At 42.7% G+C, this 17656-nt stretch carries 6 protein-coding genes; 4 read left to right on the top strand and 2 right to left on the bottom strand.

Going from position 1 to position 17656, the window contains the following annotated elements; all coding sequences use genetic code 11:
• Nucleotides 1-282: 282 nt before the first annotated feature.
• Together ABJQ32_10065 and ABJQ32_10060 are read right to left on the bottom strand one after the other, a co-directional pair.
• Nucleotides 283-1770 carry a hypothetical protein gene (locus ABJQ32_10065; protein MEP5289986.1) on the bottom strand — a complete coding sequence of 496 codons (1488 nt, stop codon included), beginning with the start codon at nt 1768-1770 and terminating at the stop codon, nt 283-285.
• Nucleotides 1771-2224: 454 nt separating this feature from the next.
• A complete protein-coding gene (locus tag ABJQ32_10060; GenBank protein ID MEP5289985.1) occupies nt 2225-4354 on the bottom strand; it encodes a histidine kinase in 2130 nt (709 codons plus the stop codon).
• Between the two features lie 1035 nt (nt 4355-5389).
• Between ABJQ32_10060 and ABJQ32_10055 the strand changes: the two genes are divergently transcribed.
• The 4 genes from ABJQ32_10055 (at nt 5390) to ABJQ32_10040 (ending at nt 17440) form a co-directional block, all read left to right on the top strand.
• Nucleotides 5390-9076, top strand: coding sequence for a BspA family leucine-rich repeat surface protein (locus tag ABJQ32_10055; GenBank protein ID MEP5289984.1), 3687 nt, complete (start codon nt 5390-5392; stop codon nt 9074-9076).
• A 930-nt stretch (nt 9077-10006) separates the two neighbouring features.
• On the top strand, nt 10007-10153 hold the full coding sequence (locus ABJQ32_10050) for a hypothetical protein (GenBank protein ID MEP5289983.1): 147 nt from the start codon (nt 10007-10009) through the stop codon (nt 10151-10153).
• Nucleotides 10150-11226: a TIGR03032 family protein gene (locus tag ABJQ32_10045; protein MEP5289982.1), complete on the top strand. Its 1077-nt coding sequence runs from the start codon at nt 10150-10152 to the stop codon at nt 11224-11226. Before ABJQ32_10050 ends, ABJQ32_10045 begins: the two co-directional genes overlap by 4 nt.
• Nucleotides 11227-11380: 154 nt before the next feature.
• Nucleotides 11381-17440, top strand: coding sequence for a putative Ig domain-containing protein (locus ABJQ32_10040; GenBank protein ID MEP5289981.1), 6060 nt, complete (start codon nt 11381-11383; stop codon nt 17438-17440).
• Nucleotides 17441-17656 lie beyond the last annotated feature (216 nt).

Raw genomic sequence — 17656 nt, 5'->3', positions numbered from 1 at the left:
GCGAAGAAAACCGCTTAACCTAAGAATGTTGGGAATTGGGGTAGGGGATGTTGGTATTGGTGCATATGAACATCCCCCTAACCCCCTTCAAAGGGGGAATTGTCCCCTTGAGGGGACTACAGGGGTGTTATTAATAGATGTTATTAGAACTTGAAAATAGCTCTTAAATTCTTCTAAGGCCTTTCAGACAGTCCCTTTCTTGTTGATCTTATTACACAAAAAGACCATTGTGTTTTACAATGGTCTTTTTTTCAGCTGTTTAAATGGTTCCTGAGGAACTATTTACTCACCCTCAGCAGGCTCCTCCATCAGCAAACGAATACTTTCAGCTTCTTCTTGATTTTCAGCATTGGCAATAAGCTCATCTCTCCAATCTTCGAAAGTCTCCACATCTTTTAAGGATTCCAGTAGTTCTTTTAAAGTAAAACCACTTACCTGATCTTTGTCTGAACCGTATCCTTTAGGATGCGCCTTTTCATCGTCATCTATGAGATCTAAAAATACGCGCTGTGTATGATTGACGGAACTTTCAGTGAAACTTCCAGTAAGGAGGAAAGGCTCATCAAGAGTAAAAAGTGTAAACTGATGCGATATAGCGTTGGCAATTGCAAGTCTCATGTCTTTATTCAATGTGAGATTACGTTTGATTTCGGAGAAGGTCAGCGCTCTACCAATATGAAAAGTGGCCCAAGTCTCCGTGCCTTCAGCGATATGAGTAGTTACGATTTCGAATATACCCTGTTCGATAAAGTCCGTACGTTCATCAAAAATGGTAAAAGGAGGCGCTTTCAAGAGGTTAATTCCTTCTGATCTTTTAAAGAACTCATATTGGTCAGCCGCTAGAAAGAATTGTGTCAGACCCATATCAAGGGTCCTATTAAATTTTTTTCTTGTCGCATTTTTCTGATAAGAGGGTACGTATCCATCTTTTGGAAAACCAGGCTCTATCAATACTTCATTCAATATTTTAACTGTAAATGCCCTTTCGTACTCCCCAGAAAGTGCTTCCGTCTGAACAAATTTTTCAGTTTTGAACTTATACCTCACTAAAGCAAGTGGTCTTGCGCCACCCCATACAAATTTACCTTCCGCATCCGTGTAGGAAGTTCTTTGGGTCTTTGGTGAACCTGCCTTTGCCATTTCTACTTTAATACCCTCAATAGGAAATACTTCACCATTTCCAAGATCTCCTTGTATTGTTCCGCTTGGTCGCCACTTCCCAAAAAGTCGCGCATTTTCGCTTGTGTCTTCCACATTGAGCCAGCCAGCTAATTCATAGGCTTTACTTTCTAGAAGAATAAGATCCTGTTCTCGCTCTTCCGTTTCCAACACTTCTGGTAAGTATAAAGAGGAAAGGACTTGATAGCTACCTGGAGGAGTAGCTGTCACAGGGATAATTGCATAATAGGCTTGAGGTTCAGAAGAAGTTACTTCCTCTCCAGTATCTGGGCCATTCAGTGCAGGATAATTATACAGGTCAACTAACCTCTCAAGTTCTGGTACAGGTTTAGCTAGAGGTAGATCAAATCGGATGTATTGATAATTCTCTTCTACTTCAATACCCGATGCATCAAATTGAGGATTGTCAGATAGCAGATGCACTGCCTCCTTCATAACCTCTACTGAATATGGATTGAGTGATTTTTCTCTTCCATTTTCTTCTAAAATGACAGACTCATCGATCAATACTGTATCATCTTGCTTACAACCCCAGCTGAAGAGAAATAAGCAGATAACAAAAGAAATTTGAATAGTTCTTAATGTTCTCATAGTTGTTTGATTTACATCTAAATATTAATAATGTGCAATTTTATCATCATTATGTTATATTAAATGACTCAAATCCGACAAAGTATAAGAGGTAATGAAGTAAGCGAAGAGTGTATCTGAGACACCCTGACTTGACAGTGACTTAAATGTGATAGAAATTGGCGGAAAACTGCAATCCTTTCCTAAATCGACCCGCTATTTTCACTCGCTGTTATACTAATTATTAAAAGCGATGAAACCATACAATAGAAGTTATTCAAGAGACAAAAAACTTGTTCAATACATAGCCATAATAATGATGGGCATACTCATGGTAAGCTTATTTTTCGTCCTTTTATAAGAGGCAGGGAAAGTATAGATAGAAAAGTGGCACTTTGATAACCAAGATTTCTCTGCTTTTCAGTCTTAGTGTGACCGATATTCTCCACAAGTTCTGACTAGATAGATTTTGTTCCTAAGCTGCAACTAGTTTGCTGGGTAAATTCAAACTCACACGATAGCCTTGAATTTCTCCCGTTTCATTTATCACATTTTCAGTATTGAGTGATAAGTCGGTTTTATGAGTGACTCTCATTTTCTCCAATCGCTCGTTCGTAATCTTAGTAGCTAATGATTTATGATCACCAGTTGGACTTAATTGTTTGGTTATACCAACACCACTATCTAATATCTCTAGTTGAATGAGATCGTCAGACACTTTCGAAAATTTTATGGTGAGCTTGCTCTCATCTTTTTTAAACAGACCATGTTCTAGTGCATTTTCAAGGAAAGGTTGAGCAAACATGGGAGGGATCCCATCGTATTCCTGATCCAGTGCATCATCCACTTCTATGATGTATTCAAAAGCATTATTAAATCGTAACTTTTGGAGTTCAAGATAGTTTTTAAGCATACTTAATTCTTCTTCAATCGTGATAAACTCCTCTCTGGAATTCTCTAGGATCTGCCTCATTAGGCGACTAAACATGCTCATGTAGTCACTTGCTTTTTCAGCACTTTCTGTGAGTAAATACTGCTGGATAGCTCCCATTGAATTGAAAATGAAGTGGGGGTTGAGTTGAGAGCGAAGGAAGCGCTGTTCCAGTTCTAGTGATGTTTTGTCTCTTCTAGCTTTATATTGGCGATAGCCTAAGAAACTACCAACCATGAGAACCAAAGCTAAAAGGCCCCCGATAATGATTTGGTTATTTTTCTTCGCCAATTCCAACGATTGAATTGATGCTTCTTGCTGTAGACTGACGATCTCTTGTTCTTTCTTTTCAGTTTCATATTGTGTCTCAATCTCTAAAACTGCTTTTTTTGTTTTATCTGAAGAAAGACTATCTGAATATTGAAAGAATAGGTTAGATGATTTATAAGCTTTTTCAAAATGGCCTAAAGAAGCATAAATCTTTTGAAGGTCATTGTGAAGGTCTTTTTTGATTACCAATGATAGCCGTGATTGATCACAACCTTCTACATAAGAAAGATAGTTGTTAGCCTTGTCAAAATTCTTAAGCATAATATAGGATGGTATGATGCTCGTTGTATAAATGCTTATTCTTTTTTCCTCTTTATAATCTTCATTAAGTTGCTTGGCACCCTCCAATTTTTCAAGCCCTATTTCAGCATATTTCAGCGTTTCTTGAGGCTTATTCAATTCAGAATAGATAGTTGCCAGGTTTAGGTATATATCAATCAATGACTCAATAGTAGAAACTTTCTCTTTGAGCTCAAGGGCAGTCTTAAAGCTTTCAGCACTTTCAACTAAGTCACCTTGACGATAATGATATCGAGCTTGCAAAACATAATACCTTCCCTGTATTTTTCGTTTTAGGCCTACGGGTTTTAACTCTTCCGTAATAGGCAGGATTTCATCCATGATCTTCTTTGCCTGCTCCACTTGCTTAAGCCGGAAGTGCAGATTGCAAATATTTACCAGCGTTGTTGATTTCATACGAATGTATTGCTGACGAATGCTTTCAGTTGAAGTTTGCTGCAATAACGTATCTAAAAGCTTGACTGACTTGTAATATTCTTCTATGCCTCCGATTTTATCATTCGTCTGGACTTTTAAATTTCCTATGTTATTGTGAATCTTAGAAATAGTGAATTTGTCGCCTTCTAAAGCTGACTGACTCAAAGCATTTTCAAAATAGAATAAGCTTGAATCAAATCTGCCAAGGCTTCTATATAGTGCTCCCAAATTTGCATACTGAATCCGTGTACTTAGTCCTTCTACCTTAGATGCATAGCGAAGGGATTTTTTATACATGGATAGTGCGCTATCGTACCTGCCTAATGTATTTTCAATGTTAGCTAGTAGGAGATATGCTCCAGCGTAGAATTCAGGTTTTTTTGTCTCCGCAGCTAATGCTTCAATTAAATATGCATAATGGTAAGCTGAATCCCGGTCGATATTTAAATATCTTTTGGAAAGCTCTTTTAAAGAAGTAAAGCGGATAGAATCTATTTCTGAAACAGCATGACTTTTTAATTGATCAATGCCCAGTTGATCCACCGATTGTGCATGAGAAAGTTGAGCAGTGAACAATATCAAAAAAACACTTAAAGCAATTAAGATATTCATGTTCTTGTAGTTCATATCTAATGGTCTCGATAATCTAATGCTCTGATAGTCTAGGCAAACTAATGCTTTTTAGCCTAGACGTGCTGTAGGTGAGTTTGGTTGCTTGAAACTACCATCTTTATCCAATTAAGATAAATAAAGTGAAAGACTTTACGGTGGAGCTCATCTCCGTCTTTTTTTGTGTATAGTATTTGTATAGCTCTAAAAACTGGCTTTGTGCTCAAATAATCATGTCTTTGTTATCTGATGTTAATTGAAATCATTTGACACGCTTGAGCTATGAAAACGATTTTAGCCATTTTCATTATCATGAAACAGCTTCAGAAAAGCTAGATGTGTCTGGCTTAAGTAGCGGTCTATTTATTCTAAAGGTATTTACCACTGATGAAGTGTTGACTAGTAAGTTTTATAAAGAATAAGAATACAAATAGAGAATCTAAGGTGGACGCATTTTTGCATTGAATGCGTTTTAGAAGGTTGGCTTTGGTAGGCCGACCTTTTTTATATATTCAATGAGAACTTAAAAGCTCTTCCCATTAAGTTGCTGTTCTTGTCTCGGTATTCCAATCTCCTTAGCTACGGATTTCCATTTGTTTACCGAACTTTTCACTCTAGCAATGATGCTATCTCTTTGCCTCATGTTCAATTTATTCCCTTGAAACTGATGGAAGATCCCAGATAGGGCTGGGAATACGCAACTTAGAAGACCTGCACAAAGATTTTACTCACAATTGAGAATGATGAATAACCATAAAACATTGCTCGAGTCACTTTGCCGGATTTATTCCGGCACCATCCCTAGCACCTAACCCCCAACTATCTATCGTCTAAAGTCTACTATCTATCAATGCACTTTTTTTATTCATGTATAGTATTTGTATAGGTCTAAAAATTTAACTATTCGACTATTTTATTGTGTTTTGCCGTTCTGAGTTTTAACAAAACAAATGAATGAACATAGGCTTTATTGGCGGACTCACTGATCCAACATGAAAAGAGATGAATGATCGGAATCTGCCAAAGGCCACTGCTTCAAGTCAAATTACCCACATGAAAAAACTACTATTTTCAACCTTAGCAAGTTTGCTTTTCACTTTGCAAGTAATAGCACAAACACCCTTCATCACTATCTGGTCCGCTACCACGGAACCAGACACTATTTCCATTACACCCAATGGAAGCTTTACATACGATTTCGATTACGTCTGGAAAGACTCTTTGGACAATATAATTACTTCAGGTACTCATACCAGTGCTGATGGAGTATTTGTAACAGGGCTACCACTAATAGGTGAATACACACTGGAAATCACTGGTGATTTCCCTCATCTTACTGGTTATACCAAAACTGAGTTACAAGATGTGATACAATGGGGAGATATTGTATGGGAAAGCTTTAATAGTAGTTTCCGTAATTGGTCCGGAACTGGCTTTAGTTCAGTAGATACACCAGATTTAAGTAATGTGACAACCATGTCCCAGGCATTTCGAGATGCTTCCAACTTCAATGATGATATCAGTGACTGGGATGTGAGTAATGTCTTAGGATTCGTAGAGACTTTTGATAATGCCAATCGGTTCAACCAGAATCTGGGATCCTGGAACTTAAATACCTCAGGAGGTATCAACTGCGCACGTATGTTTGAAAGCGCAAATGACTTTGAGGGATTAGGTCTGGATCTATGGAATGTTCAGAATGTTACCAGATTCAATGACGCATTTGATGGAACAAGCATATCTTCTGAAACCTATGAAGATATACTTATCTCTTGGGCAGAGCAAGACCTTAGATCAAATGTCCAAATGGGAATTTTTGGGAAGGAAGTGTGTGAAACAGAAGCTGAATTTGCAAGAGAAGCAATAAAAAATGAATTCAACTGGGCTTTTGGAGATGGAGGTACCTGCAATGAAGCGACCAATATCCTCTCCTTTGAAATAGCCAACGAGCAGGTGGGTGAAACAGTCCTTGACACTGCAAACCACACCATCACACTAGAGGTTTTCTCTAATGCCGATATCACCGCACTCACTCCTAGCATTGTTTTGTCAGAAGGTGCATCGAGTAATCCAGCTATTGATATAGAACAAGATTTTACTAACCAGGTGATCTATAGTGTGACGGCAGAGAATGGCACAACCACTCTGGACTGGACAGTGAATGTAGTATTTACAGATCAACAGCCTTTTATTACCTCCTGGTCAGCTGTAGTGGATGAAAGTATCACCATTGAACTAAACGAAGATTTCGATTACAATTTTAACTACAGCTGGAAAGATGCTGGCGACAATGAACTTACCTCAGGAAGGCATACCTCAGCAGATGGCGATTTTGTAACACCTTTCACATCAACAGCAGAAGTTACGCTTGAAATCATTGGCGATTTTCCTCACTTTCAGAACTACCCAAAAGACCAGCTACTTGATGTGCAGGAATGGGGAGAAATCGTCTGGGGAAGCATGGTGGGTAGTTTTAGTGATTGGAATGGTGCTGGCTTCAGTGCGGAAGACAACCCCGACCTGAGTCAGGTCACAGACATGTCTCAGATGTTCATTCGTGCGGGTTCATTTAATGATGACATCAATGACTGGGACGTAGGCAATGTTACTACCATGGTAGCGGTGTTTAGAGAAGCATTTGATTTCAATCGACCTCTTAACGGCTGGGATGTAAGTAATGTGATTAACATGGGCGTTATGTTTGAGAACGCGAATAACTTTAATCAGGACCTGAATAGCTGGCAAGTTGGCAAAGTCACCGACATGAGTAGAATGTTCAATGGTGCGGATAACTTCAACGGAGATATTAGCATCTGGAATGTGGAGAATGTCACCAGTATGAGCGAAATGTTTGAAAGTGCAGGTAATTTCAACGGAGATATTAGTACCTGGCATGTAGAGAATGTCACCAATATGAGTAATATGTTTCGGGGGGCTGGTAATTTCAATTCAGACATCAGCAATTGGAATGTAATTAAGGTTACCAGGATGGTATCCATGTTTCAGGGTGCTATAGATTTTAATGCAGACATCAGTGATTGGCATGTAGATAATGTAACTCTCATGAACCAAATGTTCCAAAGTGCTGATGCATTCAACCAAGACATCAGTGGCTGGAATGTGGGCAAAGTGGAAAACATGTCTGAAATGTTTCTCAATGCAGACGCGATCGATCAAGACTTAGGTGCATGGAATGTGAGCCAGGTAACGAATATGGAAAACATGTTCAACGGTTCTGGCCTATCCCCTCAAAACTATGATAATATCCTGATCGCATGGGCTGCTTTGGACAATTTGCAGCCGAATGTACCATTGGGCGCATCAGGGATTACATTTTGTAAGAGTGCAGCGGCCAGGGCCATTCTGACTGACCCAGCAGGGTTGAACTGGACCATTAATGATGATGGAGAATTTTGCTCTCCCGAAACAGATATTCTTTCGTTTGTTTTGACAGATCAAGCAGGAGAAGCTACGATCGATGCGGTTAACCACACCATATCAATCGAGGTGCTTTTTACTAGCGTGTTGGACACGTTGGCTCCTCAAATTACGTTATCAGCAGGAGCTAGCAGTACGCCTGCGCCTGGCGAGGTATTAGACTTTACAGATCCGGTTACTTATATGGTGACAGCAGAAGATGAAGTAACTGTTCAGGATTGGATCGCGACCTTATCAGTTGCCCCGCCGAGTGCCGAAACAGATATTTTAACTTTTGCATTTGCTGAACAAACGGGTGATGCAGTGATCAATGCAGTAGACCACACGGTAGACATAGAGGTTGTTTTTGGTACTGATATATCAGTGCTAATTCCTGAAATTAGCCTTTCCTTGGGAGCAACCAGTAATCCGGCAAATGGAGGGACAATTGACTTTACTAATGAGGTGACTTTCACAGTAACCGCACAAGACGAAACGACTACTCAGGCCTGGACGATAAGAGTGACTATTGCGCCTAATACGGAAACAGATATTACAGCTTTTACATTAACAGAGCAGACCGGTCCAGCTAGGATTAACACAATTCGTCATACCGTAGCGGTTGAGGTAGTATTAGGTACGGATATAACTACACTTTCCCCCATGTTTACCTTATCTGAGGGCGCATCGAGTATCCCTTCTATTGGTGAGGTTTTAGACTTTACAAATCCAATCATTTATACAGTAACTGCTCAAGATGGTGTTGAGATACAGGATTGGACGGTTACTGTCTCGGAAGAAATACTCAATACGGAAACTGATATCATATCCTTTGTTCTTTCAGATCAAACCCGTAATGCAACCATTAATCCTTCCAACCATACGATTAGTGTTGAAGTGGGTGTTGATGCGAATATTACTGCGCTTAGCCCGATGCTAACGTTATCAGAGGGAGCCACAAGCGATCCAGCAAGTGGAGAGACCGTGAACTTTAGCGATCCGGTCACTTACACCGTGACAGCCGAAGATGGAGAGAACACTCAGGCTTGGAGTGTGACAGTAACTCAGGTTGAACAACCTCTGGGGTTAGATGGAGCATTAGATATAAGCGTATATCCAAATCCGGTGGCAGACAAACTGATGATCAAAACACCCGAAGAAGTTCAGATCAGCCTAACCGATCTGAATGGACGTGTGATCATTAGGGAGAAAGAGGGAAGTCTGTTTGAAATGGACTTGAGCCAACTGGAAAACGGCATTTACTTACTCATGATACGATCCGAAGATCAAGTCACTTCACGTAGAATTATCAAAGAAAACTAGAACCAACAGCTAAACAATAACTAAGGAAGCATTTTCTATGGCGGAAATGTTCAAAGGGTGGCTCTGATGGGTCACTCTTTTTTTGTGGAAGATCCCGGCCTGTCTGCCGACAAAGGCAGGCACAGGGTCAGGAATACATGGCACATAGGAGGCCCACAAAAATATATTACTCATAACCTGAACTCGACTTTGAATTGCGAATATTTCTTTGTTCATAAGATCTACGAGCAGTTTTGAAAGATTTACTGTTTGAAATCACTTGAAAAGTGATTGAGTTTAAATATTTCTAGGCTTTTTGTCGCTTCGGCGATCCGATTCCTTTTCTGCTAATGAAAAAAGGAAAAGCCCGTCTGGCTTGAGGACAAAACTATCAAAAGGTGATGGAATAGATCGTTTTCTACTCTTTAGGTTCATGGATTAATAATCGCACTGAGGTTCACAGATGACGATGAAGAATACCCACAAAACATCACTCAAGCACTTTGCCGGATTTATTCCGGCATCTTCCATCCCAAAATAGTTTGTAACCTCAAGCAAATACATTCTCTTGAAGCTGTATGGAAGATCCCAACACAAGGTCGGGAATACGTTGCGTATAGAAGATTCGTAAAAGATTTATTCACAACTGGTTAATGAGGAATACCCACAAAACATCGCTCAAGTACTTTCCCGGATTTATTCAATCCTACAACCAAATATCTATTGTCTAAATTCTATCGTCTACTATCTACAGTCTATCATCTACAGTCCCCTGTCTACCAGATGTTCACATCTTTTTCATTCATGTATAGTATTTGTATAGGGCTAAAAATTTAACTATTCGACTATTTTATTGTGTTTTACCATTCTGAATTTAACACATGAATGAGCAGAGGCTTTTATTGAGGTATACCAACGGATCAACTTGGAACGAGGTGAATGATTAAATATATGTCAACAGCTGAAGTTAGGACCCAAAAGCTAATGGCCAACAGCCAAGAGCTAAAAACAACTAAGGAAGCATTTTCTAAGGTGAAAATGCATGGAGGTCGTCTGGCGGTGGCCTCCTCTTCTTTTAAAATGAAGATTAGAGAATGACGAATACAATAAATACCTACGAACCGGAAACTCAGCCCAAACTGGAGATTAGCACCTCCCGACAGTTTCAAAGCTGGCTGCAGTCTGTGCAGTCCAGCCTTATATTTTCCACCTACCAGGTAGGGAAAGTATTTGCCCTTGGAACGAACCCGGATGGTAAGTTGCATGTCACCGAACGTACATTTAATCGATGCATGGGATTAGGTGTATCTGCAGATAAAAACACCTTCTGGATGAGCTCACTTTTTCAGCTTTGGAGGTTTGAGAACTCCCTACCTGGAGGAAAATTCAAAGACTATGATAAGGTCTACATTCCTCAGGCTGCCTATACAACAGGCGATATTGATATCCACGATATCATGTTGGATGAAAACGAACGACCCATTTTTGTCAACACCCTTTTTAGCTGCCTGGCTACTACAAGTGAATCTCACAGCTTTAAGCCCGTTTGGAAACCACCTTTCATCAGTAAGCTAGCACCGGAAGATAGATGCCACATGAATGGGCTGGCCGAAAAAGATGGCAAGCCTGCCTACGTCACCATCGTAGGAACCAGCGATGCTTCGGACGGATGGAGAGAACATCGCTCAAACGGAGGTATTGTGATGGATGTCCAAACCAATGAGATTGTATGCGAAGGACTATCAATGCCACACTCTCCGAGATGGTACAACGGAAAACTGTATGTGCTTGAAGCAGGTACCGGATACTTCGGAACCGTCGATTTTGAGAAGAAAAAATTTGAACCGATCACGTTTTGCCCCGGCTTCCTCAGAGGCCTGGACTTTATCGGAAACTACGCGGTGGTAGGTATGTCCTCGGTCCGAAAAAACAAGACGTTTAGTGGACTGGGATTGGATGATAACCTAAAAAAGGCAAATACACAGGCCCGAGCAGGTATCCAAATCATCAATCTGGAAACAGGCGCTGTAGAAAACTGGGTGAGACTGGAAGGGATCATCGAGGAACTGTACGACATCAAAGTATTAAACCAGGTACATCGTCCATTGCTGATAGGCACACACAAAGACGATATCAAAACCATGATTTCAATAGACGATTCAATGCTATGAAGCTAAGCAGCAAATTCTCCCTCTCACGGAGAGGGTTTAGGGAGAGGACGATAAAAAGAGGCTTAGCTTAAGAGCATTGGGAAGGAGGAAGGGAGAGGATACAAAAAAATACTTTATTAAAAGACACTGATAGAAAATTATAAAGACAAACGCTATGCAAAAGAATAGATTTTACCACTGGGTCAAATTGCAGCGCAAGTATCGCAATACACAAAAGCGATTAGCCGCAACCAATCATACCGATTCATACCTTGCAGAAAAGCTGGACCGCCTGAGTCGCAGAATCCAGCGCCTCAATCGGAAGTGGAAAATAGGCGTCAGTACAGCGGCGCTAGCAGCCTGGCTGATGGTGATGCCCAACAGCAACGCACATGCCCAGTTTACGGTCACAGATCTACCAGGAGTTCAGTTTTTTGGAGAAAATGGGAGTGATCGACTTGGATCATCTGTCAGCAGTGCAGGCGATGTAAACGGTGACGGGTTTGAAGATATCATTATTAGTGCTCCGAATAACAGGAACCGTAGAGGAGCAGCATATGTGGTGTTCGGAAGCGATGAGGGAATCACCCTTTCACAGCTTTCGGACCTGGATGGGTCCAACGGGTTTAAACTGTTCGAACAAAGCACAAGTGATTATGCAGGAACAACGGTGAGCAGCGCTGGAGATATAAACGGTGATGGGATATCCGATGTGATGATAACTGCTCGTAATGCGGATCGAGGAGGAGTGAGAGACGTGGGAGCAGTCTATGTTGTATTTGGCTCCACCGACGGGTTTGATAGCCAAATAGCACTGTCCTCTTTAGATGGATCCAATGGGTTTACAATCACCGGTACAGCTGACTTTGATAGATTGGGTGCAGATGGCGTAAGCAGTGTGGGAGATATCAATGGGGATGGAATAGACGATATCATTATGGGTAGCCGGTTAGTTGATATAAACGGCTACCGATCAGGTGCTGCATACGTGTTGTTTGGCAGTGATGAGGCTTTTGATAGTGAAATTCCGGTTGCTTCCCTGGATGGAACGAATGGGTTTACCATATCGGGAAAGGAAGCTGGAGACGAGCTTGGGCAATCAGTAAGTGGCGCGGGAGACATCAACGGAGACGGTATCAATGACATAATAGTAGGAGCGCCTCGTGTGGATATTAATGGTAATTTCGATTATGGTGCCACATATGTGGTATTTGGAAGTAATACTGGCTTTGGTAGTTCGCTATCGCTGACCGATCTGGATGGCACCAATGGATTTGAGATTTTAGGTGTAAACGCCAGAGATGCGTCCGGATATTCAGTCAGTGGAGGAGGCGATGTAAACGGCGATGGGTTTGACGACATGATCATCGGTGCATCTGCTAGATCTGCTTACCCTGAACGTCCCGGATCTTCCTTTGTGGTTTTTGGAGGTGAACAGCCATTTGATGCTACACTTCAGCTATCTGAGCTGGATGGATCCAATGGCTTCCGTATTGCAGGAGTTGAAGATGATGATTTCACCGGAATATCCGTACATTTAGCTGGTGATGTGAATGGAGATGGGCTGGATGATCTATTGATAGGTGCAAAGTCAGATGCGAATGGAACCGGCACAGGTACCGCGTATGTACTATTTGGCACCAACCAGGCATTTCCTGACGGGTTCAACCTTTCAGGCATCAATGGCATCAACGGCTATCAGCTACTCGGCGAAGAATTGGACGATGAAATGGGCAGGGAATTAAGCAGTGTGGGTGACGTCAATGGAGACGGTATCGGTGACCTACTCATTGGGGTACCTAATGCAGATCCAAATGGAAGCCGTTCTGGTACCACCTACGTCGTATACGGAAGAAACTCGACTACATTACTGCTAGCAAACTTGCTACCCGATGCGGCCATAGAAGAAGGAACACCCTTAACACTAGCAGTTCCTGAAAACACGTTTGCAAATCCTGCAGGCACACTCACCTTTGCTGCCACACTGGCCAATGGCGATCCACTGCCCGGCTGGCTATCGTTAAATGCAACCAATGGCACCTTGAGTGGCACACCTGGAGCGGAGGATGTAGGCAACTACTCTATCATGTTAACGGCTGCTAATGGGATTGATTCTCCGGTAAGCGACACATTTAGTCTTACCGTATCTAGTCAATTGTCTGATCCTTTCACTTCCATTGCAGGTTTAGATGGCACCAACGGATTTAAGCTACAGGGCGATGATGCAATCGTGGGTAACTCAGGCACTTCCGTAAGTGATGCAGGAGACATCAATGGAGATGGCTTTGATGACTTCCTCATAGGTGCGCCAGAAACATATGCGGGTAGTTATGACTATGATAACAAGTACAGAGGCGCCACCTACCTGGTATTTGGAGATGATAATGCATTTGACCCTACCATTGAGTTGGCCTCTTTAGACGGGACCAACGGATTTAAGCTCCTGGGTGAAGCAGTATACAACAATGCAGGTTCATCCGTCAGTCGCGTAGGCGATGTAAACGGCGATGGATTCGATGATTTGTTCATCGCTGGTGGGGAAGCTGATAATGGAAACGGAAAGGCCTATATCGTATTGGGAAAGAATACGGCTTTTGGAAGTGAAATAGCGCTTGCTGAGCTGGATGAAACCAGTGGCGTGATCATCACTGCAGAACCGGGCGGGAACCGAATCGCATCCCTGAGCGGTAATGGAGATATTAATGGAGATGGATTCGTAGATATCGTACTTGGTTCAAGTTATGCTGACTATGATGGCACTAACAACGTAGGAGCTACATACATCATTTTTGGTTCGGCTACAGGATTTACCAGTACAGTGGATCTGGCTACCTTGGATGGAACCAATGGGTTTAAGGTAATCGGGGAAACAGCTTCTGATAATGCTGGCAGATCCGTCAGCATCGTAAACATCAATGGAGATGCATTTGATGACGTGGTTATTGGGGCTAATGGCTCTGATATCAACGGAAATGGTAGTGGAACCACCTACATTGTTTTTGGTGGAAATACCGGCTTTAGCAACCCCTTACTGCTTTCGTCATTGGACGGAGACGAATCGATCGGGTTTAAGATACTGGGCGAAGCTAACAATGATAATGCTGGTCGATCGGTGAGTAATGCAGGAGATGTGAATGGCGATGGATTGGAAGACCTGGTGATTGGTGCAACTGGTGCAGACACCAATGGCAGTAATTCAGGAACCGCTTATGTTATTTTCGGTAGCACGACTGGCTTTGGTACTTCACTAAACTTATCCGACGTAGATGGAGCCAATGGGTTTAAAATCCTGGGAGAAACTGCTGGGGATAATGCTGGTCGATCGGTAAGTAATGCAGGAGATGTCAATGGCGATGGTGTTGGAGACTTTTTAATCGGAGCGAATTATTCGGATCAGAATAGAAAGAATGATTCGGGAGCTGCCTACCTAATATTTGGACGGCAGCTTGCAAATCCTTTTCCTGCTGTCTTAAACCTCGCTGATATTAACGATGGATCAGGTATTTCATTCTCTGGAGAAAATGAGGACGATAATTTTGGAAATGCGGTAAGCGGTGCGGGAGATGTCAATGGGGATGGTTTTGATGACCTGCTGATCGGAGCTTCCGGCGAAGGACCGGGGTACTATAACAGAGGATCTTCCTATATCATATTCGGTAAGGCTACCAATGCACCTGTTTTGGCGGTGGCATTACCTGATGTAGAAGCATTGACGGCACAGCCTTTTTCGTATGAAATCTCATCTGCCAACTTTGTAGACCCGGATGGTAATCGGCTCTCGTATACGGCTACCCTGGCAGATGGTGGAGACCTACCCGCATGGCTCACTTTGGACGAGGCATCAGGTACCTTCAGCGGCACACCTGCAAACGAAGATTTCGGCACACTGGACATTACGGTCACAGCTGCAGATGGGTTGGCACAAGCGGTAAGTGATAATTTCACTTTGGTGGTCAAAGGTGTTCCTTTTGTATCCAATGCCCTGATAGACGATGCTGCCAATGAAGGTGAAGCATTCAGCTACATCATTCCAGCTAATGCATTTGACGATCCGGAAGGTGCTGCACTGACCCTATCCGTATCACAAGTAGATGATAGCATCCTGCCTGCTTGGTTGTCTTTTGATGCAGATACTGATGAACTCAGTGGCACGCCGGGAAGCGAAGATGTAGGCACACTGACGGTGAAAGTCACCGCTACGGATCCCGAAGGACTCAGCATCAGCGATGCATTTGACATTGTTATCAATGGCGCGCCTATTGTAGCCAATTCGCTGGCCAATCAGATCACCCTGGAGCAACAGCTTTTTGAGTTCATTGTTCCGACAAATACATTCGAAGATCCGGAAGGCGAAACACTTACTTTGACGGCACTATTGGAAGACGATAGCCCCCTTCCTGCATGGCTTTCCTTTGATGGGGGCACACAAACCTTTAGTGGTACCCCAGCCAATACCGATATTGGCACATTGGCAATCAAGGTAACGGCCACTGATTCAGAAGGCTTGAGTGGAAGTGATACATTTAATCTCATCGTCAGTGATGGTACACCTGGTGTAATTATCCCGATAGCAGATCAAACCGCAAACGAGGAGCAGGCATTTACCTTCATGATTCCTGACGGGTCTTTTGTAGATCCCAATGGAGACGAATTGACGCTGACTGCTTCGTTGAGTGATGATAGCGCCTTACCCGCATGGCTTTCCTTCGATGGAACAGCATTTAGCGGAACACCTGCAAGTGCAGATGTGGGAGAGCTAACCATTCGCGTCACGGCCACTGATCCCGGAACGTTGAGTGTAAGCGATGAGTTTACACTGACCGTGAATGGAACGCCTACACTGGAAAATGCGCTGAGCAATGCGGAAGCGTTGGAAGGTGTTGCATTTACCTATGACGTACCTGCCAGTACCTTTGATGATCCGGAAGGAAGCACACTGACCTTGTCCGCCACACTGGATGGGGGTGGTGCATTACCTGCATGGCTTGCTTTTGATGGCACGAGCTTCAGTGGAACTCCAGGAAGTGGAGATGTGGGCGTGTTGACCGTTTCAGTAACAGCTACTGATCCGAATGGGCTAAGCATAAGCGACGATTTCATTTTGACGGTGAATGGCAAACCGGTGTTTGATCAGGCACTACTAACAGACGCCATTGCCATTGAAGGGCTAGCGTTTAGTTACGCCATCCCTACGGGTGCATTCATTGATCCTGAAGATGCTACACTCACATTGACTGCTGCGCTGGGTGATGACAGTGCTTTGCCTGCATGGCTTTCATTTGATGGATCGGCTTTTAGTGGCACACCTCAAAGCGAAGATGTGAGTATATTGACGATCAAAGTCACTGCTACAGATCCTGAAGACCTTAGCACCAGTGGCACATTTGAGTTGATTGTAAGCGATGGCACACCCATCCTGAGCATCGAGCTGGAAGATCAGCAAGCTGGGGAAGGACAGGCCTTCACGTTTGCCATACCTGATGGTACGTTTGTAGATCCGAATGGAGGTAGTTTAACCTTCTTTGCATCGCTGATAGACGATAGCACACTACCTGGCTGGCTTTCACTAGATGCAGCCACAGGTGTATTTAGTGGAACACCTGGGAGTGAAGATCTGGGTACATTGAATATTCGAGTGACAGTTACTGATCCTGATGGGTTGAGTGTAAGCGATGAGTTTACATTGACCGTCAATGGAAAGCCTGTAGTTGCCAATGCATTACCTGATGCGATAGCTACAGAAGGTGATGCTTTTAGCTACACAGTTCCAGGGAATACATTTACTGATCCGGAGGAAGAAAGCCTGGAGCTAATCGCATCATTAACAGATGATAACGCATTGCCAGATTGGCTCTCTTTTAGTAGCGCTACTGGAACATTTACCGGAACACCCGGAAGTGAAGATGCTGGTACTTTAATCATCAAGGTGGCGGCTGTTGATCCTGGAGGATTGAGTATGAGCGATGAGTTTATTCTGACAGTGAATGAGGCACCATTGGCTATTGGTGATCTTTCCGAAATAGCATTTTATCCCAATCCGGTAAAGGATGAATTAATCATAGAGGGTTCAAAGGATGTACGTGCGTTCGTTACGGATTTGCAAGGTAAGTCAGTAACCTCCGTGCAATCAGGATTTAATATCAGACTAAGCCTCTCTCACCTCGATGCAGGTATCTACGTGCTGATTGTGGAAGAAGGAACCGATGTGAAAACGCATAAAATCATTAAGAACTAAGGTAGCATTTTCTTTGGTAGGGAAGTGCAACGAAGGTGGCTCGTATGGGTCACCTTTTTTAACCTCTCATTTCAGCATTCAACTCACCATTTTGATATGCTAGAATAGTGATATGCCTAAGATGTAAAACAATGTTGTTTTAGTTAAACTCCTAATCATCTCTCCTTCGTGGAGAGAGGTGGAAGGAGGACGTAAGAAAAATGCTTAACTAAACAG

Origin of the sequence: Marinobacter alexandrii (genome assembly GCA_039984955.1) — a bacterium.
Lineage (GTDB): Bacteria > Bacteroidota > Bacteroidia > Cytophagales > Cyclobacteriaceae > Ekhidna.
This window is presented reverse-complemented; position numbering and strand designations above follow the sequence as displayed.

Excerpts from the sequence above, each read along its gene's own strand:
- ABJQ32_10065 (MEP5289986.1), bottom strand. The coding sequence starts at position 1,770 with ATGAGAACATTAAGAACTATTCAAATTTCTTTTGTTATCTGCTTATTT.
- ABJQ32_10060 (MEP5289985.1), bottom strand. The coding sequence starts at position 4,354 with ATGAACTACAAGAACATGAATATCTTAATTGCTTTAAGTGTTTTTTTG.
- ABJQ32_10055 (MEP5289984.1), top strand. The coding sequence starts at position 5,390 with ATGAAAAAACTACTATTTTCAACCTTAGCAAGTTTGCTTTTCACTTTG.
- ABJQ32_10050 (MEP5289983.1), top strand. The coding sequence starts at position 10,007 with ATGTCAACAGCTGAAGTTAGGACCCAAAAGCTAATGGCCAACAGCCAA.
- ABJQ32_10045 (MEP5289982.1), top strand. The coding sequence starts at position 10,150 with ATGACGAATACAATAAATACCTACGAACCGGAAACTCAGCCCAAACTG.
- ABJQ32_10040 (MEP5289981.1), top strand. The coding sequence starts at position 11,381 with ATGCAAAAGAATAGATTTTACCACTGGGTCAAATTGCAGCGCAAGTAT.